The organism is uncultured Lutibacter sp. (genome assembly GCF_947493565.1).
Classification (GTDB): Bacteria; Bacteroidota; Bacteroidia; order Flavobacteriales; family Flavobacteriaceae; genus Lutibacter; species Lutibacter aestuarii.
In genome coordinates, this window is the sequence record NZ_CANLRG010000001.1 from 59440 (window position 1) to 81586 (window position 22147).

Sequence of the window (22147 nt, forward strand, 5' to 3'; positions counted from 1 at the left end):
TGTATGTTAAAATTTATAAAACATAATTTAGCAAGTATTGATGGTGTTGAAATTTATCCTATAATTTCACTTGTACTGTTCTTTGTAGTTTTTATTACTATGGTAGTTTTTGTATTTAAACTTCCAAAAAGAAGAATAGATGAGGTAAGTCAAATGCCATTATTAGATAACGATAATAATACTAAAGAAATTACTCATGAATAAAAATTCAGAAAATATATCGGGATGGAAAAAGTTGATGAAATCTTTAACCAAAGCCCACGATTTAGGAACAGAAGAAGACATAATGTTAGACCATGATTATGATGGTATTAAAGAATTAGATAATGTATTACCACCTTGGTGGTTAGCAGGATTTTATATTACTATTGCTGCAAGTATATTTTATTATATAATGATTTTTGGTTTTGGAAAATATAATCAATACGATGAGTTAGCGGCTGAAATCGAAACAGCAAAGCAAGAGGTAGAAGCCTATAAAGCAGCCAATCCTGAAAAGTTTGATGATTCAAATATTGTTGCTTTTACCGATGAAGAAAATTTAGCTAAAGGAGCTGAATTATTTACAACTAAAACTTGTACTGCTTGTCATTTATCTGATTTAGGAGGAAGTATTGGCCCAAATTTAACAGATGACAAATGGATTTTAGGAGGTGGAGTTAAAAATATTTACAATACCATAACTAATGGAGGTCGACCAGGAAAAGGAATGATTGCTTGGGAAAGCACTATTAGTAGAGAAGAAAGAATACAATTAGCCAGTTATATAATTTCAATGCAAGGAACTCAACCTGCAACTCCAAAAGCTGCAGAAGGTGATATTACTTGGCCTGAAGAATAGTATTTAAAAAATTAGTCTTCGCTAGAAGACTATGTTTTTGATTTTTTTAGTTAGTAGTATAGGCTGTTTTTTTAATTTTTGTCACTTTTGTATCAAGATGGATAAGTAATTAACCATAAATTTGTAAGGTGAAAAAAATTAGAAAACAGCCTTTTTTATTTAAATATGGAACAACAAGAAAACTTTAGAGATTCTATTGGAACAATAGACGAAAGAGGGAAAAGAAATTTTATCTTTCCTAAAAAACCAAAAGGAAGATATTACAATTATAGAACATTTGTTAGCTGGATTTTATTAGCATTTTTTTTAGCAGCTCCATTTATTAAAATAAAAGGAAATCAATTTTTATTATTTAATGTATTAGAAAGAAAGTTCCATATTTTTGGATTTCCTTTTTGGCCTCAAGACTTTCATTTACTAGTAATTTCATTATTGGTAAGTGTTGTTTTTGTAATATTATTTACTGTAGTTTTTGGTCGGATTTTTTGTGGATGGATGTGCCCTCAAACTATTTTTATGGAAATGGTTTTCAGAAAAGTGGAGTATTTAATAGAAGGTGATAGAAATAAACAAATAAAATTAGAGAAACAACCTTGGAATGCTGAAAAAATTAGAAAGAGAGTCACTAAATGGATCACTTTTTTTATTATTTCATTCTTTATATCAAATGTATTCCTAGCCTATGTTTTAGGTTCTGATGTAGTTTTGGGATATATTACAGATGGTCCAATAACCCATTTAGCTACCTTAATAAAATTATTAGTTTTTACAGCAGTTTTTTATTTTGTTTTCGCTTGGTTTAGAGAACAAGTATGTATTATTGTTTGTCCTTATGGTAGATTGCAAGGAGTTTTATTAGATAATAAATCTATTAACGTAGCTTATGATTTTGTTAGAGGTGAAGGTGAAAGTGGTAGAAAAAAATTAAGAAAAGGAGAAAATAGGGAAGAATTAGGTCATGGTGATTGTATAGATTGTAAGCAATGTGTTCAAGTATGTCCAACAGGAATTGATATAAGAAATGGTACTCAATTAGAGTGTATCAACTGCACCGCTTGTATTGATGCGTGTGATGCAATTATGGATACATCGGGATTTGATAGAGGCTTAATTCGTTACGCTTCTGAAGATAATATAGAGAAAAAAGAAAAGTTTAAATTCAACGCACGTTTAATAGCCTATTCAGCAATTTTAACCATCTTAATTGGTGTTTTAATTACCATGTTATTTTTACGTAATGATGTTGAAGCAACTGTGCTACGTCTTCCAGGTCAAACATTTCAAAGTACTACAACAACTATTAAAAACGTTTATACAATAAAATTAATTAATAAAACTACTGAAACCATTGAAAATGTTGATGTAAAGTTAATTTCACATGAAGGAACTGTTACTATGGTTGGTGGTGCTGTTAATATAGAAAAACAAGGACTTAAAGAAGGAACTTTATTTATTGAAATTAATAAAAAAGATTTAACTTCGTCAAAAGAGAAACTTAAAATTGGAATTTATTCAAATGGTAAATTAATTGAAACTACTTCAACTAATTTTACGGGACCTATAAAAATAAATTAAATGAAATTAAAACTAACTTGGCCTGCAGGAATTATAATTTCCATAGCAGCATTTGTAATATTTATCTTGTACTTTGTGTTTAAAGTAACCTTTTTGCCTGAATACAACCATTATTTAGTATCAGAAGATTATTATAAAGATGAATTAAATTACCAACAAGATATTGATAAATTAAAAAATGCTGTTTTATTAAGAGAAGATGTAACCATCCAAAAAGTGAAAGAAGGATTATTAATTAACTTTCCTTCTAATTTCAATTTTGAGGAAATAAAAGGAAGCATTTCATTTATGAGGATGTCTAACAATAAAATCGACTTTAAATTTCCAATTAAACTTGATTCACACAAATTTTTAATCAAAGATGAATCTTTAGTTGATGGTAGATGGGACGTTAGAGTTGATTGGAGTATAAATGAAAAAAACTATTTATTTAAACAAAAACTGACCTATTAAATATGCTTTGGACTGCACTTGTTTTAGGTTTGGCTGGCAGTTTTCATTGCATTGGTATGTGCGGACCAATTGCTTTTGTAATTCCTGTTGATAGAAGTTCTAAAACTAAATTAATTTTTCAAACTTTTTTATATCATTTAGGAAGGCTGATAAGCTATTCATTTATAGGAATGCTTTTTGGTTTAATTGGTAAGGGGTTATATTTAGCTGGTTTTCAACAGCGGTTATCTATTTTAATGGGGGTAATAATGATACTACTAGTAATTATTCCAGTTACCATTTTCAATAAATTTAATTTTTCAAAACCTTTATATAAAATTATAGCTAAAGTCAAATCTAAATTAGGACTATACCTTAATAAAAAATCTAATAAAGCATTATTTTCAATTGGTTTTTTCAATGGTTTTTTACCTTGTGGATTGGTATATATGGCTTTAATTGGTTCAGTTTCTACTGGAAACAGTATCCAAGGAGCTTTATATATGGCAGTATTCGGTGTAGGAACAATTCCAATGATGACAGGTGCAATTTTGTTAGGAAATTTTGTAAATTTATCTTTACGAACAAAAATTCAAAAAGTAATACCTGTTTTTGTTGTTATTATCGGATTATTATTTATTTTGCGAGGATTAGGATTAGGAATTCCTTATGTTTCTCCATCTGATGCGAAACTGCAAATTTCTAATAACCCAGCAGAATGTGTAACCGTTGAAAATAATGATTAATAGTGCAAGATACTCCTAAACTTACCATTGAAGATTTTAATAAAGCAACTTCAAATAAAGAATTATTACAAATAATTAAAGAAAAAAAAATTCCAATAGATAAAGTATCTAAAAAGTTATTTTATGAGGATGAATTACGTAAGCTTCAAATAGAATTGGTAAAACTGCAACAATGGGTTTCTAAAAATAAAAAGCGTGTTGCTATTATTTTTGAAGGACGTGATGCTGCTGGTAAAGGAGGTAACATAAGAAGGTTTACAGAGCATTTAAACCCTCGATCTATGAGAGTTGTGGCATTAACAAAGCCTACAGAAGTAGAACAAGGTCAATGGTATTTTAGAAGATATATTAAAGAACTACCAAACGCAGGTGAAATTGTGTTTTTTGATAGAAGTTGGTATAATAGAGCTGTTGTAGAACCAGTAATGGGATTTTGTAATGATGCTCAATATCAAAACTTTATGGTACAAGTACCAGAGTTCGAGCATATGCTATATGAAGATGGATTGATATTAATAAAGTTTTGGTTTTCAATTTCAAAAGACGAACAGTTAGCAAGGTTTAACGCCCGTTTGGGAACACCTTTAAAACGTTGGAAATTTAGTCCAGTAGATAGAAAGGGGCAGGAGCTTTGGAATAAATATACTCATTACAAAGAACAAATGTACAGTAGAACTCATACAAGTTATAGCCCTTGGATTACAGTTAAAGCTAATGATAAAAAAATAGCACGTTTAGAATGTATTAGATATGTATTGTCTCAATTTAATTACGATGGTAAAGGTGAAGCATTAACAACGTTATTAACCGACCCTAATATAATTATGAGATATTATCGTTCATCCAAACAAATCGATTAACTATGAAAGAGAAAGAATTTAAACTAACGGAAGAAGGAGTAGAAATATTAAATACTAATAAAGGCTTAACAGCACTACTTTCTAAAGAACCTTATAATTTAGAAAAGGCCATTAGGTATGTAAAATATGAAAGAAAACTTAAAAAATTACAAATAGAATTAATTAGGCTACAGTCTTGGGCAATTAATCAAAATGAACGAATAATTGTACTTTTTGAAGGACGTGATGCTGCAGGTAAGGGAGGAGCAATTAGAAGAGCTACAGAAAGAATGAACCCTAGACATTTAAGAATTATGGCATTACCTAAACCAACTGAAGACGAAAAAACTCAGTGGTATTTTCAACGTTATGTTAATCAGTTTCCCAAAGCTGGAGAAATTGTGTTTTTTGATAGAAGCTGGTATAATAGAGCAGTAGTTGAGCCAGTGAATGGATTTTGCTCTCAAGAGGAATATAAGGTTTTTATGAATCAAGTAAATGATTTTGAACGTATGATTACTGAATCTGGAATACGTTTGGTAAAAATTTATATGTCTATATCAAAAAGAGAACAAGCAAAACGTTTTGAAGATATTAAAAACAACCCTTTAAAACAGTGGAAAATGACTCCAGTTGATGAAAAGGCACAAGAATTATGGGATGTTTATACTGAATATAAAAACAAAATGTTTAGTGTTACAAAAGTAGGTCCAGTTTCTTGGAAAATTATAAAAGCCAATCGAAAAACCTATGCTAGGGTTGCTGCAATAAATCATATTTTGAAAAGTATCCCTTACGATAAAAATCTAGAAATATAAAAAAAGCCTGAATTTAAATTCAGGCTTTTTTTATATTAAAATTATCCTTATTCTTCTTCAACCAACACCCATTCACCTTTTTGAATTAAAGGAATTGCTTGTTTGTATTTTAAAGATTTATTTTCACCACTCATAACATTTTTAATAGTCACTTTTTCATTTCTACCAATTTTACGTTCAGAACGAACAATAGTTTCAACTACTTGAGGTTGTTGAGTTTGATTGGTTTGTGTACCTTCAGTAGGACTTTGATAATCTTCTTTACTCAACTGTACTTTTTCACGTTTTTGTTCTCTAGCTTGTGAAACTTGACTTGCATCTTGAGAAGGTAATTCACCTTTAAATAAGAAGGATAAAACTTCTTTATTTACTTTATCAAGCATACCATTAAATAATTCAAAAGATTCAAACTTGTAAATTAATAATGGATCTTTCTGCTCATAGGTAGCATTTTGAACAGATTGTTTTAATTCATCCATTTGACGTAAATGATCTTTCCAAGTATCATCAATAATGGCAAGTGTAATATTTTTCTCAAAATCAGTAACCAATCCTTTTCCACCTGTTTCATAAGCTTCCTTTAAATTAGTTACTACTTTTAATTCTTTTGTTCCGTCAGTAAAAGGAACTACAATTCTTTCGTATTTATCACCTTGGTTTTCATAAACATCTTTAATAACAGGATAAGCAGCTTTGGCGCTTCGTTCTAATTTTTCTTTGTAATGTTTATACACTATGTCAAAAAGCTGATCTGTTAGTTCTTGTTCAGATAAAGTTTTAAACTCTTCTTCTGTAAAAGGAGAACTAGTTGAAGAAAAACGGATTAATTCGAATTCAAAGTTTTGAAAGTCGTTTGTTAATTTGTTTTCTCTTACCAATAAGTTACAAGTATCATAAACCATATTTACAATATCAACTTGCAAGCGATCTCCATACAATGCATGACGACGACGTTTATACACTACTTCACGTTGCGAGTTCATAACATCATCATATTCTAATAAACGTTTACGAACACCAAAGTTATTTTCTTCAACTTTACGTTGAGCACGTTCAATTGATTTACTTATCATAGAATGTTGGATAACTTCTCCTTCTTGTAAGCCCATCCTATCCATCATTTTGGCAATTCTTTCAGAACCAAATAAACGCATTAAGTTGTCTTCTAATGAAACGTAGAATTGAGAAGAGCCTGGATCTCCTTGACGACCTGCACGACCACGCAACTGACGGTCAACACGACGAGAATCATGACGCTCTGTACCAATAATAGCTAAACCTCCAGCGGCTTTAACTTCATCAGATAATTTAATATCTGTACCACGACCAGCCATATTGGTTGCAATAGTTACTACACCAGCATTACCAGCTTGAGCAACTATGTCTGCTTCTTTTTTATGTAATTTGGCATTTAATACGTTGTGTGGTATTTTTCTAATGGCAAGCATTCTACCTAATAATTCGGAAATTTCAACAGAAGTTGTACCTACTAAAACAGGGCGACCTTGATTCACTAAGTTTTCAATTTCTTCAATTACTGCATTGTACTTTTCACGTTTGGTTTTATAAACTAAATCTTCTTTATCATTACGTTGTAGCGGTAAATTTGTAGGAATTTCAACAACATCTAATTTGTAAATATCCCAAAATTCGCCAGCTTCTGTAATGGCAGTACCTGTCATACCTGAAAGTTTTCGGTACATTCTAAAGTAGTTTTGAAGTGTAACTGTGGCATAGGTTTGAGTTGCAGCTTCAATTTTTACATTTTCTTTGGCTTCAATTGCTTGATGTAATCCGTCTGAATAGCGTCGACCATCCATAATACGGCCAGTTTGTTCATCTACGATTTTAATTTTATCATCCATAATTACATACTCCACATCTTTTTCAAACAGGGTATATGCTTTTAATAGCTGGTTCATTGTGTGAATTCGTTCGCTTTTGATACTAAATTCACGATATAATTCGTCTTTTTTATTTGCAGTTTCTTCTGGTGAAAGATTACTGCTATCTATTTCACCAATTTCAGTACTTAAATCTGGAAGTACAAAAAAGTTTTCATCACCATCATCTCCAGATAAAAAGTTAATACCTTTATCAGTTAGCTCAATAGAGTTGTTTTTTTCATCAATAACAAAATATAATTCTTCATCAATTTTTGGCATTTCACGGTTATTATCTTGCATGTAGAAATTTTCCGTTTTCTGTAAAAGTTGTTTGATGCCTTCTTGACTTAAAAATTTTATTAAAGCTTTACTTTTTGGGAGACCTCTGTATACACGAAGTAATAAAAATCCACCATCTTTAGTGTTACCTTCTTTAATTAATTTTTTTACTTCGGCTAAAACACCAGTTAAATAATTTCTTTGTATAGAAACAATTTTATCAACACTTGGTTTTAGTTCATTAAATTCGTGTCTATCTGCATTGGCTGTTGCACCCGAAATAATTAATGGTGTACGAGCATCATCAATTAATACTGAATCCACTTCATCAACAATGGCATAATTGTGTGGTCGTTGTACTAAATCGTTAGGCGAGTGCGCCATATTATCGCGTAAATAATCGAAACCAAATTCGTTATTTGTACCATACGTAATATCTGAATTATATGCCTTTCTTCTGGCATCAGAATTTGGTTGGTGATGATCAATACAATCAACACTTAAGCCATGAAATTCAAAAACAGGTCCCATCCAAGCGGCATCCCGTTTTGCTAAATAGTCATTAACGGTAACTACGTGAACACCTTTTCCAGTTAAAGCATTTAGATAAACAGGTAAAGTAGAAACCAATGTTTTACCTTCACCAGTCATCATTTCAGCAATTTTTCCTTGATGAAGTACAGAACCACCAATTAACTGAACATCATAATGAATCATATCCCAAGTAACTTCTTTTCCTTGAGCATTCCATTTATTTGCCCAAATAGCTTTTTCGTTGTCGAGTGTAATGTTTTCTCTAGTTGCAGAAAGTTCTCTGTCAAAAGGAGTTGCAGTAACGGTAATTGATTCATTTTCAGTAAAGCGTTTTGCCGTTTCTTTAATTACTGCAAAAGCTTCAGGCATTATTTCATTGAGTACTTTTTCAGAAGTTTCGTATGATTCATCTTCTAATTGATCAATTTCAGTATAAATTTCTTCTTTTCTATCAACATTTGCATCGTGTGCTTCATCTTGTAATGCTTTAATTTTAAGAGTTAAATCTTTTGTTGCATCATTTATTTTCTGCTTAAAATAATTTGTTTTATCTCTTAATTGATCGTTAGTTAAGTTTGCCATTTCACTTTCGAAAGTAGCAGCATTGGTAACTACAGGCTGAAGCAATTTCAAATCTTTCTTCTTTTTATCACCAACAAATACTTTAAGTACTGAATTTATAATACTCATAATTATTATTTCAAAATTTTATTATTGCCCTTTTTTAAAGGAGTTTTTTTGTTATTTTTTACTGTAAGCGAATTTAAAATATTTAAATTTTAATTGCCTTAAAATATGTTTAAATTTAAAGTTTAAAGCAAAAAAAAGTCTCAATTGAGACTTTTTTTGAAATTATAAATTATACCTAATATTCATCTTCATTCCAGAGATAATCTTCTTCGGAAGGGTAATCAGGCCATATTTCAAGAATTGATTCAAAATTCTCATCCTCATCTTCAATTTCTTGAAGATTTTCAACAACTTCTAATGGTGCTCCTGTTCTAATTGCATAATCAATCAATTCATCTTTTGTTGCCGGCCAAGGTGCATCTGCTAGATAGGATGCTAATTCTAATGTCCAATACATAATCTTTTTGTATTAAATTTTTTGCAAAAATAAATTTTTTAAACTAAGAAGCAAGTTATTTGTTGTTTTTTTTCACTTTTTGAAAGAACTTATTTTATTTTCTCAGGAATCCAACGTATTTCTTGAGCGTTATTATCCTTAGTCAATTTTCGTGCCAGTACAAAAAGAAAGTCAGAAAGTCTATTTAAATAAATTAAAATTTGTGTATCAACGGTGCTTTCATCACTAAGCTGAGCTACTATTCTTTCAGCTCTTCTACAAATACATCGGGCAATATGACAAAATGACACTGTGGTATGGCCACCTGGTAAAACAAAATGAGTCATTGGAGGTAATTCCTCATTCATATTATCTATTTCAACTTCTAATAATTGTACTGAATTGGTGTTAATTTGATGAATGTTTAAGCGTTCTTTTCCACTTTTTAAAACTTTCTTATCAGGAGGTGTTGCTAACATAGCACCTAAAGTAAAAAGCTCATTTTGAATTTTTATTAAAATATGTGAGGTATAATCGTCAATTTTTTGATCACGAATAAGCCCAATATATGAATTTAGTTCATCAACAGTTCCATAAGCTTCAATTCGTAAATGATATTTTGGGACTCTTGTTCCTCCAAATAATGAAGTTTGTCCTTTATCTCCAGTTTTTGTATATATTTTCATACGGTAAAAATAGTTAATATTTTAGTTAGACTCTAATTGTAAAATGTTGTTTTTTTTGTTCTTTTCTAAAAAATACAAAACCCCAATAAAAAGTATTAATAGTAACTGTAACTTGTGGATGTTTAATAATTTCTTGCCAAGCTTGTTGCATTTCTTGTGACCAATTAATATCATCAAAAATAAATACAGAATTGTTGTGTATAGATTTTAGGCAAATTTTAAAGTAGTTAATGGTAGCTTCTTTTTGATGATTTCCATCAAAGTATATCATATCATAAACATTATTTTTAATTGTTTTAGGTAAAGTGCTGTTAAAATTTCCTGTTATAAGCACAATATTTTGAAGGTTGAATTTTTGAAATAATTGTTCAGCAGCATTAGCTGTATTTTTACAACCTTCTAAAGTCGTAATATTTGCTTTAGGATTACCAATGCTTAAAGCAGAAGTACTCAACCCAACTGAAGTGCCAATTTCTAAAACATTTTGAATTTGAAAATACTCCACAATCCTAATTAATAGCAATGCTCTTTTTTGAGTAATTCCTGCCACTTTAGCAATATCAGCAATTTTTCGAACGTTATTTTTAAAAACCTTAGAGCCTTGTCCAAAATCAGTGACTTCAATTGCTTTTTTATTTTTAAAAAGTGATTGTTTAATTTTTTGGAATGCTATTGTTTTTTGTACACTTGTATTGGTATAAAAACATTGAGTAACTAAATGATAAACAAAAGGAGAATGCACTCCATGTTGATTAGTTGATGTTGTTAGAAATTTTAGATATGAAGTAAGTTTAAACCACATACAAGCTTATTTTAATGCGAAAATAGTTTAAAAATTATTTTAATACGCTATTTAAAATTATATTTGCCTTAACCTCCATAAAATTTATATGAAGAAATTATTTTATTACATTTTAGTTTTAGGTTTACTTTCGTCTTGTGTTTCTACTAAAAGAACAACGTATTTTCAAGGAGAACCATTAAAAAAAACAGATATTTATAAGTTAAATAATGAACCTTATAGGTTACAGGTTAATGATATACTTCATATTGACCTTAAAGCAGAGAACCCTGAACTAGTTGCGCTGTTTAAAACCAGTGCTTCAGTAGGTAGTGGTTCAAATACAGGAGGAAATCTTTATTTTAATGGATACACAGTTGATAGACATGGAAATATTAGAATACCGTACATTGGTGATTTAAATGTTTTAGGTTATACTGAAAAAGAAATTAGACAAAAAATTGAAATAGAATTACAAAAATTTTTAAAAAACACCGAATCGGTTTTTGTAACTGTTAAATTAGGAGGAATTAATTTTATTGTTACAGGTGAAGTAGGTTCTCCTGGGACTAAAAATTTACTACAAAACCAAGTTTCAATTGTAGATGCAATTGCGAACTCAGGAGAGATAACTTCTTATGGAAACAAACAAAACATTACCATAATTAGAAAAACATTAGATGGGGTAAAAAAATACAACGTAAACCTTACTGAAATAGAAGTTTTTGAATCTGAAAACTTTTATATAAAGCCAAATGATATTATTTATGTTGCACCATTAAAACAAAAATCTTGGGGGATAGGAACTACTGGATTTCAAACATTCTCTACAGTTGTTACCGTACTTTCATTTTTGGCAAGTACTGTTTTATTGGTTAAAAATTTATAATTTTAAATATGGATAATAAATTCAAATTTATTGAAAACCCAAGTGAACAAATTTCAAATATTAAAGATTATTTATTTAGAATTTTATACAATTGGAAATGGTTTGTTTTAACCATTGCTTTAGCCTTAGCCATAGCATATTATTTTAATATTTCTACAGAAAAAATTTATGGATTAAAAACTACAATTGTTGTAAAAGAAAAATCAAATCCGCTTTTTTCCTCAGGGACCAATATTGCATTCAATTGGGGAGGAGTTAGCGATAAGGTTGAATCTATTAGAAAAGCATTAATATCAAGATCTCATAATGAAAAAGTTGTGAGAAGATTGCAATTTTATGTTGATTATTTAAAAGAAGGTCGTTTCAGAAATGAAGATGTGTATGGAAAAACTCCTTTTGTGTTAAAATTGCAACCCAATCAATTTCAACTGCTGAATACTCTCATTAAAATTCAATTTATAGATAATGAAAAATTTACCTTAACGGTTGATTTTAATGAAGAAAACAATTACCGATTAATTAACTACACTAACGAAACAACCAAACCTTACACTTTTGAAAATGCTAAATTTTCAAAAACATATTTGGTAAATGAATATATAAACTTACCATTTTTAAAAGCTCAAATTGAACCAAAAGCTAGTAGTGTGAGTTCTTTGGCCGGACAATTTTATTATATTAAATTAAATTCCATTAACCAAATCACTAGTTTATATCAAGGTGTAAGCGCAAAAGGTTTGGCAGGAACTTCGTTAATAGAACTTACTTTAACCGGAACCAATAAAAATAGAATAGTAGATTTTTTAAACAAAACAGTTGAAGTTTTAGCTGAAGATGAATTAGAACAAAAAACAAATTACGCCAGAAGCACCAAAGAATTTATAGATGCACAATTTAAAAACACTTCCGATAGTTTAAAACTGATTGAAGATAAAATAGGGAAATTTAAACAAGACAATTTAATATATCAATTATCTGCTGAAGGAAGCGAAATATTTTCACAAACCACAAGTTTAGATAAAATTCAGAAAAGTTTAATAGATCGTATTGAGTATTTTAATATTCTTGAAAACTATATAAAAACTCATACAAGTTATACCAATATACCAGCCCCAGCAATTATTAATATCGAAGATGGATCCATATCTGAAATGGTAGGTAAGTTAACAGAGTTGTCAATTAAAAAAGATAAATTAAAAGGTGAAGTCACAGAAAATCATCCATCATTAATACAAGTTAAAAAAGATGTTGAAACTACCAGAACTGTTTTATTAGAAAATTTAACTTCTTTAAAAGAAATTACTAGAGTTACGCTTGAAAATAGTAAAAGAAGGCTAAGTAGTTATAACTACGAATTAAATAAACTTCCTAATAAAGAACAAAAATTATTAAATTATCAAAGAAAATATAGTTTAACAGAATCAAACTATGTTTTTCTTATGCAAAAAAGATATGAAGCCGAAATTGCAATAGCAGCAAGTGTTTCAGATATTTCTGTATTAGATACGGCTAAAGATACAGGACAAGGAGCAATTTTACCTAGAGTTTCATTTAATTATATGATTGCTTTACTGCTAGGTACCATTTTGCCATTATTTGTAATTATTGCTAAAGAAATTTTAGATACTAGAATACACACTACCGATGATATTGAACGAATTTCTCCAATTCCAATTCTTGGGGTTGTTGGTAGAAATACTGCAATTAATAATTTAGCAGTTTTTTTAAAACCTAAATCTACCGTTGCAGAATCTTTTAGAGCATTACGCTCCAATATTCAGTTTTTATTTACAAGGCATGTTAAAGGAAAATCAAAAACTATTATTACAACTTCATCTGTAAGTGGTGAAGGTAAAACTTTTTTATCAATCAATTTAGCAACAGTTTTTGCTATGGGAGGTAAAAAAACAATATTGGTTGGTTTAGATTTAAGAAAGCCTAGAATTTTTGATGATTTTGAATTGTCAAATGAAGTGGGTGTAGTTAATTATTTGATTGGAGAAGCATCTGAAGATGAAATTATTAAAAAAACAAAAATTCCAAATTTAGATGTAATTACTTCAGGACCTGTACCTCCAAATCCTTCAGAATTGTTAATTTCAGAGGCAACAGAAGATTTGATTAATAGCCTAAAAGATAAATATGATTATATAATTTTAGATACCCCTCCAATTGGTTTAGTTAGTGATGCAGTAGAATTATTAAAATATGCAGATTCTACTATTTATGTAATTAGACAATTATACTCTCAAAAGGGAATGTTAAAGATGATTAATGAGAAGTACAGTAAAGAAGAAATTTCAAATATTAGTTTTGTTTTAAACGATTTTAAAATTAACTATAAATATGGTTATGGTTACGGATATGGCTATGGCTATGGCTACGGTTATGGAAAATATGCAAAAGGATACCATCAGATTGAAAATAAATCTTTTTTTAAAAAGATATTTAATTGGAAAAAGAATAAATAGAAAAGTTACTTAACTAATCTATATAAGCTTTCCATTAATATAAACCTTTTCTATATGGTTATTGCCAAAAGAATAAGGTAAAAAATAATAACTAGGTATTTCTTTTGTAATTATAAAATTGGCTTTTTTTCCTTTGCAAATACTTCCATGCGTTTTTTCTAGACCCATTGCGTATGCTGCATTAATGGTAGCTGCATTTATGGCTTCTTCTGGAGTCATTTTCATTTTAATACAGGCTGTGGAAACAACAAAATTCATATTTCCTGAAGGGGTAGAGCCAGGATTGTAATCTGTCGCTAAAGCTAATGGTAATCCAGCATCTATCATTTTTCTTGCAGGAGTGTATGGGATGCTTAAAAAGTAAGAACAAGATGGCAATGCTATTGGCATAGTGTTTGAGTTTTTTAGGGCTTCAATATCTTCAATTCTCATTTCCTCTAAATGATCTACAGAAAGAGCATTGAATTTTATCCCTGCTTGCACTCCGCCTATTGCTGTAAATTGATTTACATGAATTTTAGGTTTTAATCCATAGTTAGCTGCTGCTTGTAATAGTTTTTCAGTATCTTCAACACTAAAATAACCTGTTTCACAAAAAATATCAATAAATTCTGCCAAATGTTCTTGGGCTACAATTGGTAGAATTTCATGAATTACTTCATTTAAATACCCAACTTTATTGTTTTTATATTCTAAAGGTAGTGCGTGAGCGCCTAAAAAAGTCGCTTTAATGGTGATAGGGTAGACTTCATTTAATTTTTTTATAACTCTAAGCATTTTTAATTCTGCTTCCTTTGTTAAGCCGTACCCCGATTTAATTTCAACTGCCCCAGTACCTAACTTCATAACTTCCTCAACTCTTTTTGCAGATTGTTTGTAGAGCTCTTCTTCTGAAGTATTTTGTAATTTTTTAGCTGAATTTAAAATCCCTCCACCATTTTTCGCAATCTCTTCATAAGTCAGTCCATTTATTCTGTCAACAAACTCTTGCTCTCTATTTCCAGCATAAACTATATGAGTATGGCTGTCGCACCAAGTAGGAAGTACAATTTTCCCAGTGGCATCAATCAGTTGATCAGAAGTTATTTCTGATAAATCTTTCATTTGACCAAAATCTATAATGCAATCATCGTTAATTAATAAAAAAGCATTTTTAATAGTTGGTAAAACCTTCATGTCTTTTCCAGCTACCATTTTTTTTGGTGTATTTTCAACTTGAAGTAGCTCTTTAATATTAATAATTAATGTGGTCATTTTTCTTTAAATTTATGAATTCAAAGATAGAAATATTTTAAAGAGAATTAAGATGATTTTTTAGAATGATATATGTGACAAATGTCACTAAAATTATACGCAATTTCTAAGGTATAAACAACGAATTAAAGTATCTTTGCAAAAAATTTAAAAAAATGAATAAAGCCATTTATATAGCAACGAGTGAAGCTAATAGCGGTAAATCAATTGTAACTTTAGGACTAATGAGAATGCTGTTAGGAAAAACACCTAAAGTTGGGTATTTTAGACCCATAATAGATGATGTAAAAAAAGGAAAAAAAGACAATCACATCAACACTATTATTACACACTTTGACTTAGATATTAAACCCAATGATGCCTATGCTTTTACGAGGACCGAGTTTATAAATAAGCGGAATAAAGGAAAAGATGGTGAAATTTTTGATACTATTATTGAAAAGTATAAGGCTTTAGAAGAAAAAAACGATTTTATGTTGGTTGAAGGTACCGATTTCTCTGGAGAAGGTACTGCTATTGAGTTAGATGCTAATATTTTAATTGCAAAAAATCTTGGAATACCTGCAATTATTGTTTCTAGCGGAATTGGTAAAACATTAGAGGAGTTTATTGGAGGATTGCACTTGGCATATGATTCTTTTGAAGATAAAGAAGTTGAGGTAGTTGCTGTTATTGCAAATAAAGTGCAAGAAAAGAACTTAGAAATTGTTAAAAGTGGTGTTAAAAAGAATTTACCTAAAGATATTTTGGTAAATGCTATTCCACTTATTCCATCGTTAAATAATCCTACCATTAAAGAAATTGCAAAAGCAGTAGATGCTAAAGTTTTATTTGGTGAAGATCATATAAATAACCAAACCACTAGCTTTAAAGTAGGAGCAATGCAATTGCGTAATTACTTAACTCATTTAGAAGAAAATTGTTTAATTATAACTCCTGGAGATAGAGCAGATATAATTTTAGGTGCTTTACAAGCAAACATTTCTTCTAATTATCCATCAATGTCTGGTATAGTTCTTACAGGAGGTATCATTCCAGAAGAACCAATAGTTAAATTAATTGAAGGTTTGCCTCAAAAGCTTCCAATTCTATCTGTACAAGAAGGAACATTTGACGTTGCAAATAAAATTGGAGCAGTTCGCTCACATATGTACGCAGATAATAAAGAAAAAATTAATTTATCCTTAAATACGTTTGATAAGTATATTGAAATAGAAAAATTAAATGAAAAGTTAATAACATTTAAAGGAAACGGCATTACGCCTAGAATGTTCCAATACAACTTATTAAAAAGAGCTCGCAATATACGTAAGCATATAGTTTTACCTGAAGGGAATGATGATAGAATTATTACAGCCGCTGTTCGTTTAATTGAACAAGATATTGTTGATTTAACTATTTTAGGAAACAAAGATAAAATTGAAAATAAAATTCTTCGATTAGGTTTAAAATTAGATTTAAGCAAACTAAATATTATCAATCCAATTGAATCTGATTATTATGAAGATTTTACAAATACCTTATTTGATTTAAGAAAAAATAAAGGGTTAACCATTGATGTTGCAGCAGATTTAATGGGAGATGTTTCTTATTTTGGAACTATGATGGTTTATAAAGGTTTAGCGGATGGAATGGTTTCAGGAGCAGCTCATACTACACAGCACACTATTAGACCAGCTTTACAGTTTATTAAAACTAAGCCAGGAGTTTCTGTAGTCTCTTCAATATTTTTTATGTGTTTAGATGATAGAGTTTCAGTATTTGGTGACTGTGCTATCAATCCTAATCCAACTGCAGAACAGTTAGCAGAAATAGCAATATCATCAGCAGATTCAAGTAAAAACTTTGGAATTGACCCTAAAATTGCCATGCTCTCTTACTCATCTGGAGCATCAGGAAAGGGTGAAGATGTGGACATAGTAAGAAAAGCAACGGAAATAGTGAAACAAACTAGACCAGATTTAAAAGTAGAAGGACCTATTCAATACGACGCAGCTGTAGATGCTTCTGTAGGTAAAAGTAAATTACCAGAATCGGAAGTTGCAGGTCAAGCAAATGTTTTAATTTTCCCAGACCTTAATACAGGGAACAATACCTACAAGGCTGTTCAAAGAGAAACAGGAGCATTAGCAATTGGACCAATGTTACAAGGTTTAAATAAGCCTGTAAACGATTTAAGTAGAGGTTGTACCATAGATGATATTTTTAATACGGTTATTTTAACAGCAATACAAGCACAAGGAATATAAATGAAAATTTTAGTAATTAATAGTGGCAGTTCTTCAATTAAATATCAATTATTTAATATGCCTCAAGAAGAAGTTATTTGTTCAGGTTTAGTAGAAAGAATTGGTTTAAATGACGCCGAAATTCATTATAAATCAAATAAAAATAAGATTGATGAAGTTGTAAATATTCCAACCCATAAAGTTGGTTTAGAAAAGGTTGTAAGTTTGTTGTTAGATGAAAAAGTAGGAGTTATTAAATCTACTTCAGAAATTGAGGCAGTAGGTCATAGAGTGGTTCATGGAGGTAGTACATTTTCTAATACTACAGTAGTTAACCAAAAGGTAAAAGATAAAATAAAAGCATTATTTTCATTAGCACCACAGCATAATCCGCCAAACTATGAAGGAATTTTAGTTGCAGAAACTATTTTTCCAAATGCAAAACAAATTGCAGTTTTTGATACTGCTTTTCACCAAAGTATTCCAATTGAAGCTTATAAATACGCTATACCAAATAAATTTTTAAACGAAAAAAATATTCGTGTATATGGTTTCCACGGAACAAGTCATAAATATGTATCTGAAAAAGCAATAGCACATTTAAAACTTAAAAAATCTAATATTATTACCATCCATTTAGGAAATGGATGTAGTATGACCGCAGTTAAAAATGGAAAAAGCATAGATCATTCTCTAGGCTTTGGACCTGTTACGGGGCTTATTATGGGGAGTAGAAGTGGAGACATAGACCAAGCTATAATTTTTCATTTAGTAAATAATTTAGGGTATCAATTAGAAGAAGTAAAATCTATGCTACAAAACGAAAGTGGAATGTATGGGTTAACTGGATATAGTGATTTACGTGATATAGAATCTGAAGCTGAGAAAGGAAATAAAGAGTGTCAATTAGCTTTAGATATGAATGCTTATAGAATTAAAAAGTATATTGGTTCTTATGCAGCAATTATGAATGGATTGGATGCTATAGTTTTTACAGCTGGTATAGGTGAAAATTCTGACGTAATTAGAAAATTAGTTTGTACAAATATGACTTATTTAGGAATTGAATTAGATGAAGAGAAGAATAAAGTTAGAGCTAAAAAACTAACCGAAATTCATAAAGAAAATTCAAAAGTTAAAATATTAATTGTTCCTACGAATGAAGAAGTTGAAATAGCAAAACAGTCTTTTCAATTAATTAGTTAATAAAATAGATTATTTAAACAAAAAGCATTGAAGGTTTCAATGCTTTTTTTGTTTTAAAAATGAGCCAACAATTATTTTAAAGAGCCAATCATATCTTCAGGTTTAACCCAAGAATCATATTCTTCAGGAGTTACATATCCTAAACGAATAGCTTCTTCTTTTAAAGTAGTACCATTTTCGTGTGCTTTTGTTGCAATTTCAGCAGCTTTATAATACCCAATTTTAGGATTTAAAGCTGTAACTAGCATTAATGAATTATTTAAAAGTTCTTTAATTCTCTCATTATTTACTTTAATGCCTACAGCACAATTATCATTAAAGCTAACACAGGCATCACCCAATAAGCGAGCTGATTGTAAAAAATTAGCAGCCATCATTGGTTTAAAAACGTTCAATTCGTAATGTCCTTGAGTTCCACCAACAGTAATTGCTACATCATTACCCATAACTTGTGCACACACCATTGTTAAAGATTCAGCTTGAGTAGGATTAACTTTACCTGGCATAATGGAACTTCCAGGTTCATTTGCAGGTATCAATAATTCACCAATTCCTGAACGGGGTCCTGAAGCCATCATTCTAATATCATTGGCAATTTTATTCAATGAAACTGCTAACTGTTTTAATGCTCCATGGCTTTCCACAATGGCATCATGTGAAGCCAAAGCTTCAAATTTATTTTCGGCAGTTATAAAAGGCAACCCTGTAAACTCAGCAATTTTTTTGGCGACTAAAACATCGTACCCTTTAGGTGTATTTAAACCAGTACCAACAGCCGTTCCTCCTAGAGCTAATTCGGCTAAATGTGGCAATGTGTTTTGTAATGCTTTTAATCCGTGGTTTAATTGTGAAACATAACCAGAAAATTCTTGCCCTAAAGTTAAAGGAGTGGCATCCATTAAATGTGTGCGACCAATTTTAATAATAGTTTTAAATTCTTCAGATTTTACTTGAAGCGTATCTCTTAATTTTTTTATGCTAGGAATTGTAACTTCTACTATCATTTTATAACAAGCAATATGCATTCCTGTAGGGAATGTGTCGTTACTTGATTGTGATTTATTCACGTCGTCATTTGGTTGAATATTTTTTATTCCTTTACCTATAACTTTTCCAGAAATTTCGTGTGCTCTGTTAGCAATTACTTCGTTACAATTCATATTGCTTTGTGTTCCTGAACCAGTTTGCCAAATTACGAGTGGAAATTGATCATCAAGTTTTCCATCTAATATTTCATCACAAACGGTAGAAATTACATCTCTTTTTTCTTTTGATAAAACACCTAATTCACAATTTGCATGTGCAGCAGCTTTTTTAAGGTAGGCAAAGCCATAGATTATTTCTATTGGCATAGAGCTTGAAGAACCTATTTTAAAATTATTTCTAGAACGTTCTGTTTGAGCTCCCCAGTATTTATTTGCAGGAACTTTAATTTCTCCCATCGTGTCTTTTTCAATTCTGTACTTCATGTTATATTTTTAGTTTAAATATAAGTATTAAATTAATAAATTGTATGTTTTGCTATTATGTGCAACCAAAAAACATTAAATGAACTTCCTATAGAGCATTTACTTAAAATTACTTTTTAAAATCGTCACATTTTTTAATTTTTTTTCATTTACAAAGAGGATTAATCGCCTTTTATATCAACTATTTTCTTCTTCCATCGTATATTTGTAAGAGTTAAAATGAATTTCAAAAAACATATAATAAGATGTCTGAATTTAAATATCAAAAACCTTTTCCTATTACAAAGGACACTACAAAATATAAGTTATTAACTAAAGATTATGTTTCAGTTATAGAGTTTGATGGGAGAAAAATTTTAAAAGTTGCACCAGAAGGTCTTGAACTGCTTTCTCAAACAGCATATCATGATGTTTCTTTTTATTTACGTGCCTCTCATTTAAAAAAATTAGAAGCTATTTTAAAAGATCCTGAAGCTACGGATAACGATCGTTTTGTTGCTTATACTATGCTGTTAAACCAAATGGTAGCAGCCTCTGGAGAGTTACCAACTTGCCAAGATACTGGAACTGCAATTTGTGTAGCTAAAAAAGGAGAAGATGTTTATACTGGTGTAAATGATGCTGAATACATTTCAAAGGGGGTTTACAATACGTATCAAACGGATAATCTGCGTTTTTCTCAAATTGTTCCTCAAACAATGTTAGAAGAAAAAAATTCAGGCAACAACCTTCCTGCTCAAATAGATATTTATGCAGAAACAGGAAATAAATACGAATTTTTATTTATTACCAAAGGAGGTGGTTCAGGAAATAAAACTTATTTATATCAGATGACAAAGTCATTGTTAACAGAAGAAAACCTAACCAATTTTGTAAAAAAACATATTATGGATTTAGGCACTTCCGCTTGCCCACCTTATCATTTAGCTTTTGTAATTGGAGGTACTTCTGCTGAAGCTAATTTGGCTACTGTAAAAAAGGCATCTGCTGGTTATTTAGATCATTTACCAACCAAAGGAAATGATGGCGGACAAGCCTTTCGAGATTTGGAATGGGAAGAAAAAATTACAAAAATTTGTCAAGAAAGTGGAGTAGGAGCTCAATTTGGCGGAAAATATTTTGTACATGATGTACGTGTCATTCGTTTACCACGCCATGCTGCATCGTGTCCTGTAGGGTTAGGGGTTAGTTGTAGCGCCGATCGTAATGTAAAAGCTAAAATTACTGGAGAAGGTATTTTTCTTGAAGAATTAGAGAAAAATCCAGGACAATTTTTACCAAAAGAAGCACCACATTTAGCAAACGCTATTGAGTTAGATTTAGATCAACCAATGGATAAAATTAGAGAAGAACTTTCAAAGCATCCAGTAAAAACACGTTTTAACCTACGAGGAACATTGATTGTAGCTCGTGATATGGCTCATGCTAAAATTAGTGAAATGTTAGCCAAAGGAGAAGAAATGCCAGAATATTTTAAAAACCATCCAATTTATTATGCTGGACCAGCTAAAACACCGAAAGGAATGGCTTCAGGTAGTTTTGGACCAACAACTGCAGGACGTATGGATCCATATGTTGATGCTTTCCAAAAAGTGGGTGGTAGTATGGTAATGGTTGCAAAAGGTAATCGCTCAAAACAAGTTACAGATGCTTGTAAGGCGAATGGTGGTTTTTATCTTGGTTCCATTGGAGGACCGGCAGCAATTTTAGCTAAAAATAGTATTAAATCTGTTGAAGTTGTTGATTTTCCAGAATTAGGAATGGAAGCAGTTCGTAAAATTAGAATTGAAGATTTTCCAGCATTTTTATTAGTTGATGATAAGGGGAATGATTTTTTTGCAGAATTTAATTCATAAAATAAGAAAGGTCATTAAAAAAATAAAAAGTTGTTAGATTAATTAAAAATAAATTTTAATTTTGTAAAAAAGTTTAAAACAACATAAAACAGTTATGGATTTATCTCAATTTTCAGGTTTCTTAGTTTTCTTAACAATCTTCACTATGGGGTTTTGGTTAATGATTTTCTTATTAACTTTTGTAATCCCTTATTGGTTAGTGGGGTATTTTAGAGAAACTTGGAAATATAGAAAAGAAGAAAAAGCAGCAAAAAAATAATACTTTATTTTATATAAATAAAAAAAGGGACA

The 22147-nt window shown here is 30.1% G+C and carries 19 protein-coding genes; 13 read left to right on the plus strand and 6 right to left on the minus strand.

Features of this window, described 5'->3' with window-relative positions; translation table 11 throughout:
- Nucleotides 1-3: 3 nt before the first annotated feature.
- The 7 genes from Q0714_RS00255 to ppk2 (Q0714_RS00285) all read left to right on the plus strand — a co-directional run bounded on the left by Q0714_RS00255 (nt 4) and on the right by ppk2 (Q0714_RS00285) (nt 5251).
- Nucleotides 4-204 (plus strand): CcoQ/FixQ family Cbb3-type cytochrome c oxidase assembly chaperone, encoded by a 201-nt coding sequence (locus Q0714_RS00255; RefSeq protein ID WP_298262287.1) that lies wholly within the window; start codon nt 4-6, stop codon nt 202-204.
- Nucleotides 197-841 carry a cbb3-type cytochrome c oxidase N-terminal domain-containing protein gene (locus Q0714_RS00260; protein ID WP_298262288.1) on the plus strand — a complete coding sequence of 215 codons (645 nt, stop codon included), beginning with the start codon at nt 197-199 and terminating at the stop codon, nt 839-841. The genes Q0714_RS00255 and Q0714_RS00260 overlap by 8 nt, the downstream gene beginning before the upstream one ends.
- Before the next feature lie 165 nt (nt 842-1006).
- Entirely contained in the window at nt 1007-2416 is a 1410-nt protein-coding gene (ccoG, locus tag Q0714_RS00265) for a cytochrome c oxidase accessory protein CcoG (RefSeq protein WP_298262289.1), read from the plus strand.
- Nucleotides 2417-2869: a FixH family protein gene (locus Q0714_RS00270; protein ID WP_298262290.1), complete on the plus strand. Its 453-nt coding sequence runs from the start codon at nt 2417-2419 to the stop codon at nt 2867-2869.
- Nucleotides 2870-2871: 2 nt separating this feature from the next.
- Complete coding sequence (locus Q0714_RS00275) at nt 2872-3594, plus strand: sulfite exporter TauE/SafE family protein (protein ID WP_298262291.1); 723 nt, start codon at nt 2872-2874, stop codon at nt 3592-3594.
- A gap of 71 nt (nt 3595-3665) precedes the next feature.
- Nucleotides 3666-4454, plus strand: a complete 789-nt coding sequence (ppk2, locus tag Q0714_RS00280; RefSeq protein ID WP_298262597.1) for a polyphosphate kinase 2 — start codon at nt 3666-3668, stop codon at nt 4452-4454.
- 2 nt (nt 4455-4456) lie between these two features.
- Nucleotides 4457-5251 carry a polyphosphate kinase 2 gene (gene ppk2 / locus Q0714_RS00285; RefSeq protein WP_298262292.1) on the plus strand — a complete coding sequence of 265 codons (795 nt, stop codon included), beginning with the start codon at nt 4457-4459 and terminating at the stop codon, nt 5249-5251.
- 47 nt (nt 5252-5298) lie between these two features.
- On the opposite strand, the gene secA is transcribed toward ppk2 (Q0714_RS00285), so the two are convergent.
- The 4 genes from secA to Q0714_RS00305 all read right to left on the minus strand — a co-directional run bounded on the left by secA (nt 5299) and on the right by Q0714_RS00305 (nt 10504).
- Nucleotides 5299-8640, minus strand: a complete 3342-nt coding sequence (gene secA / locus Q0714_RS00290) for a preprotein translocase subunit SecA (protein ID WP_298262293.1) — start codon at nt 8638-8640, stop codon at nt 5299-5301.
- Between the two features lie 175 nt (nt 8641-8815).
- Entirely contained in the window at nt 8816-9037 is a 222-nt protein-coding gene (locus Q0714_RS00295; protein ID WP_168815980.1) for a DUF2795 domain-containing protein, read from the minus strand.
- Nucleotides 9038-9126: 89 nt separating this feature from the next.
- The gene (locus Q0714_RS00300; protein ID WP_298262294.1) at nt 9127-9702 is read right to left on the minus strand and encodes a cob(I)yrinic acid a,c-diamide adenosyltransferase; all 576 of its coding nucleotides are present in this window, start codon (nt 9700-9702) and stop codon (nt 9127-9129) included.
- A 25-nt stretch (nt 9703-9727) separates the two neighbouring features.
- Nucleotides 9728-10504 carry an O-methyltransferase gene (locus Q0714_RS00305; protein ID WP_298262295.1) on the minus strand — a complete coding sequence of 259 codons (777 nt, stop codon included), beginning with the start codon at nt 10502-10504 and terminating at the stop codon, nt 9728-9730.
- 88 nt (nt 10505-10592) lie between these two features.
- Between Q0714_RS00305 and Q0714_RS00310 the strand changes: the two genes are divergently transcribed.
- Together Q0714_RS00310 and Q0714_RS00315 are read left to right on the plus strand one after the other, a co-directional pair.
- Complete coding sequence (locus Q0714_RS00310) at nt 10593-11372, plus strand: polysaccharide biosynthesis/export family protein (protein WP_298262296.1); 780 nt, start codon at nt 10593-10595, stop codon at nt 11370-11372.
- Between the two features lie 8 nt (nt 11373-11380).
- Entirely contained in the window at nt 11381-13843 is a 2463-nt protein-coding gene (locus Q0714_RS00315; RefSeq protein ID WP_298262297.1) for a polysaccharide biosynthesis tyrosine autokinase, read from the plus strand.
- Between the two features lie 18 nt (nt 13844-13861).
- On the opposite strand, the gene hutI is transcribed toward Q0714_RS00315, so the two are convergent.
- The gene (gene hutI / locus Q0714_RS00320) at nt 13862-15097 is read right to left on the minus strand and encodes an imidazolonepropionase (protein WP_298262298.1); all 1236 of its coding nucleotides are present in this window, start codon (nt 15095-15097) and stop codon (nt 13862-13864) included.
- A gap of 155 nt (nt 15098-15252) precedes the next feature.
- Between hutI and pta the strand changes: the two genes are divergently transcribed.
- Nucleotides 15253-17346 carry a phosphate acetyltransferase gene (gene pta, locus Q0714_RS00325; RefSeq protein WP_298262299.1) on the plus strand — a complete coding sequence of 698 codons (2094 nt, stop codon included), beginning with the start codon at nt 15253-15255 and terminating at the stop codon, nt 17344-17346.
- Nucleotides 17347-18531 (plus strand): acetate/propionate family kinase, encoded by a 1185-nt coding sequence (locus Q0714_RS00330; RefSeq protein WP_298262300.1) that lies wholly within the window; start codon nt 17347-17349, stop codon nt 18529-18531.
- Between the two features lie 71 nt (nt 18532-18602).
- Here the strand turns inward: Q0714_RS00330 and fumC are convergent, their stop codons facing one another.
- Nucleotides 18603-20000: a class II fumarate hydratase gene (fumC, locus tag Q0714_RS00335; protein WP_298262301.1), complete on the minus strand. Its 1398-nt coding sequence runs from the start codon at nt 19998-20000 to the stop codon at nt 18603-18605.
- 245 nt (nt 20001-20245) lie between these two features.
- Between fumC and Q0714_RS00340 the strand changes: the two genes are divergently transcribed.
- Both Q0714_RS00340 and Q0714_RS00345 read left to right on the plus strand, forming a co-directional pair.
- Nucleotides 20246-21856, plus strand: coding sequence for a fumarate hydratase (locus tag Q0714_RS00340; protein ID WP_298262302.1), 1611 nt, complete (start codon nt 20246-20248; stop codon nt 21854-21856).
- Between the two features lie 94 nt (nt 21857-21950).
- Nucleotides 21951-22115, plus strand: a complete 165-nt coding sequence (locus Q0714_RS00345; protein WP_298262303.1) for a hypothetical protein — start codon at nt 21951-21953, stop codon at nt 22113-22115.
- The last annotated feature ends 32 nt before the right edge of the window (nt 22116-22147 follow it).

Coding starts and splice junctions, on each gene's coding strand:
- Q0714_RS00255 (WP_298262287.1), top strand. CDS start 4: ATGTTAAAATTTATAAAACATAATTTAGCAAGTATTGATGGTGTTGAA.
- Q0714_RS00260 (WP_298262288.1), top strand. CDS start 197: ATGAATAAAAATTCAGAAAATATATCGGGATGGAAAAAGTTGATGAAA.
- ccoG (WP_298262289.1), top strand. CDS start 1,007: ATGGAACAACAAGAAAACTTTAGAGATTCTATTGGAACAATAGACGAA.
- Q0714_RS00270 (WP_298262290.1), top strand. CDS start 2,417: ATGAAATTAAAACTAACTTGGCCTGCAGGAATTATAATTTCCATAGCA.
- Q0714_RS00275 (WP_298262291.1), top strand. CDS start 2,872: ATGCTTTGGACTGCACTTGTTTTAGGTTTGGCTGGCAGTTTTCATTGC.
- ppk2 (WP_298262292.1), top strand. CDS start 4,457: ATGAAAGAGAAAGAATTTAAACTAACGGAAGAAGGAGTAGAAATATTA.
- secA (WP_298262293.1), bottom strand. CDS start 8,640: ATGAGTATTATAAATTCAGTACTTAAAGTATTTGTTGGTGATAAAAAG.
- Q0714_RS00295 (WP_168815980.1), bottom strand. CDS start 9,037: ATGTATTGGACATTAGAATTAGCATCCTATCTAGCAGATGCACCTTGG.
- Q0714_RS00300 (WP_298262294.1), bottom strand. CDS start 9,702: ATGAAAATATATACAAAAACTGGAGATAAAGGACAAACTTCATTATTT.
- Q0714_RS00305 (WP_298262295.1), bottom strand. CDS start 10,504: ATGTGGTTTAAACTTACTTCATATCTAAAATTTCTAACAACATCAACT.
- Q0714_RS00310 (WP_298262296.1), top strand. CDS start 10,593: ATGAAGAAATTATTTTATTACATTTTAGTTTTAGGTTTACTTTCGTCT.
- Q0714_RS00315 (WP_298262297.1), top strand. CDS start 11,381: ATGGATAATAAATTCAAATTTATTGAAAACCCAAGTGAACAAATTTCA.
- hutI (WP_298262298.1), bottom strand. CDS start 15,097: ATGACCACATTAATTATTAATATTAAAGAGCTACTTCAAGTTGAAAAT.
- pta (WP_298262299.1), top strand. CDS start 15,253: ATGAATAAAGCCATTTATATAGCAACGAGTGAAGCTAATAGCGGTAAA.
- Q0714_RS00330 (WP_298262300.1), top strand. CDS start 17,347: ATGAAAATTTTAGTAATTAATAGTGGCAGTTCTTCAATTAAATATCAA.
- fumC (WP_298262301.1), bottom strand. CDS start 20,000: ATGAAGTACAGAATTGAAAAAGACACGATGGGAGAAATTAAAGTTCCT.
- Q0714_RS00340 (WP_298262302.1), top strand. CDS start 20,246: ATGTCTGAATTTAAATATCAAAAACCTTTTCCTATTACAAAGGACACT.
- Q0714_RS00345 (WP_298262303.1), top strand. CDS start 21,951: ATGGATTTATCTCAATTTTCAGGTTTCTTAGTTTTCTTAACAATCTTC.